Consider the following 2,398-nt stretch of genomic DNA (forward strand, 5'->3'; position numbering starts at 1 on the left):
TGCAGTGACTCCGTTTGCTTCGCACTCTGCTCTTGCAAAGCCTGCCAGGTCTGCCCCTGCCGAAATACATCCAGGCTCATGCCGATGCTGAGCACATCCAAAGTTTCCAAGCGAGGCGAAGTAGTGGGTGCACGGTAGCGAGTTTCAACGGTCATAGTGGAAGCCTTCTTGGCCGAGCTATAAGCAGTCACGGGCGTGGCCGAACTGGCAAAGCAGCGAATGGATGTCAGTGGGGATTCGGCGGCCTGAATCAGTGGGCTGGTCAGTAGCAAGCCGGAGAGAGACCAGTACCTAAGCATGCTGCGCATCAGACGGGCCCTCCAAAGCGGACGGGGTTGCCCGCTCTGCGTCCCGCCAGAGACTGAGTAGCTACCAGGGAGGGCATTTTGTCCTTTACAGCAGCCGGCAATTCGCCATTCGTGCGATACATTGCTGTCGAGTCAATCAGGTCAAGATTCCTGGGCTCCTCATGACGATAAAGTATCTCTACCGCCTCATCCGGCAGGTCTTGCTCCGAACTCTTTCCCTCATACCCTCCACCATCCGTACTCTCCCAATCCAACCGCCAATCCGCCACCCGACACAAATACGCATAAAACGTCACATCATCCACGCTCTCTCCCGCCCCAATCGCCACGTCATAGGCCAGCACTCGCCGGCTATGGTCAGGGTTGTTGGGAATCGCCGAGTGAAACGACAGTGCCTCTTCATGCTCCCCGTTCTTGCCTCCCCCTTGCAGGCGCATACGGGCCTCGTAGGGCGTTTCTGAACGGGTCACCAGCACCTTGCCGTTGTCTGTCGCCCGGGCGACAAACACGTGGGTCTGTTCTGCCGTGTCCTTGCCTTCATTGAGCGCCTTTTTAACGCTGGCAATATCGCGTCCGTGCTTGAAGGCGATGGCTTCATCGATCGAGTCCAGCTTGGCGTATTGGCTGCTTTCGGAGGTCCAGGCGCCGTTGCTGATCGCGATGGACGCATCGATGGGCGCCAGGGTGTCCTTGACCTGATAGACACCACTGCTGGAGTCCGCTCCCGGCATGACCACTAGGCCATCGGCGTTGAAGTGGGTTTGCGCGGGCACCGGCAATAACGGTGCGGTCAGCATCACCGACTTTCCTTGTTCAAGGGAGGCGCGGGCCACTGACATCCGTTGTTTGTAGGGCAACCCCATGTCCTCCCAGGTGTCCTCACCCTTCAACAGCAATGGATAGACATAGGGTGGCGTGTGCAGGCCAATCAGTTCTTTTTTCTCGCCGCGTTTGCGCAGGGTAAAGATCCGTTGGTGAAAGCTCAGTGGCAAGGTACTGCGTACCGGCTTGCCATGCAGGTGCTCGTCAACGCCCTGCCAGCCGATCCCCTGCACGTTGGCAAGGCCGACGGTCTGGTCCTGAGGGGTGAAGTACAGAAAGATACTGCCGCGGTTATCGCGCTCGTTGAACGAGATCTTTTCACCATCGATGGTGGTGTGCGACGCAGGCCCGCCGCTCCAGCCCGACCCGCCAATGGCGCCATAACCCTGGCAGTTTTTCAGGGCGACGCTCGACAATGCCGGGTACGGATTGGGCGCTCCGGCCATGTATTTGAGGATTCCCTCCAGGGCCGCAATGCGCGCCTCCGAGGTTTGCTGGCTGCCGTAGCCCTGAAACTTCTCCGTGGTGGGCTCACGCAGGCTATAGGGGGAGTTGATCATCACCACGCCGTCGGCCGGGCGTACCTGAACCGCGTCATCCTTGAGAAAGGCATGGGCCAACAGATTGATCAGCGTGCCCTGGCTGTGACCCACCACGTTCACCGTGTCGTTCGGGTAGCGTTTGCGGATGATCCTGATCAACATCGCCAGACGCATGGCGGCCAGCACCATGTAGCGCCGGCCGGGTGCGGAAAACAACGGGTGGGTCAGCTCACCGGCAAAGAAGTCCAGGGAAATGAATCCAAACAGCTTGCCGTTGAAACCCTTGCCCCACATATCGGGAAGGTTAGTGGTGGCATTGACGAAATGGCCCCCCTCCAGGGTGCCGGCCTTGTCCAGGCGGTTGTTGTTGCGGTCCAGCCATTCACCGTGGGGCTCGGTCTTGTTGATTGCCCCCTCTTCTTCGCGAAACCCCCAATAGAACGGAATCACCACGCTTCGCGTGTCCGCGGCACTGAACTTGCGCCGGTAATACACCGCATCCGGGTTGGTCGCCTTGCCATCGTCGTCCTCGGGCAGGCTGTAGCTGGCCGAGCGCAGGAACCCCGGGTTGCTCATGCCGTTGGGCAGCACCGAGGGCATGTCCAGGCGTTCATTCAGGCCCTGACACAAGCCGCGCTCGATGCGCTCGTAGCAACCGGCCAGGTCGTTGACCCCATGCACGACGATGGTCACGCAGGGCTTGGGCGGCGTGGCAATCAGGTGCAC

The 2,398-nt window shown here is 59.8% G+C and carries 2 protein-coding genes; both read right to left on the reverse strand.

The window, feature by feature from the left end:
* The coding region (locus tag GV818_RS34305; protein WP_372242146.1) for a type VI lipase adapter Tla3 domain-containing protein at positions 1-308 on the reverse strand (308 nt) is incomplete at its 3' end.
* The coding region (locus GV818_RS33620; RefSeq protein WP_161778736.1) for a T6SS effector phospholipase Tle3 domain-containing protein at positions 308-2,398 on the reverse strand (2,091 nt) is incomplete at its 5' end. The genes GV818_RS33620 and GV818_RS34305, both read right to left, overlap by 1 nt.

Origin of the sequence: Pseudomonas sp. Fl4BN1, assembly GCF_009908285.1 — a bacterium.
GTDB lineage: Bacteria > Pseudomonadota > Gammaproteobacteria > Pseudomonadales > Pseudomonadaceae > Aquipseudomonas.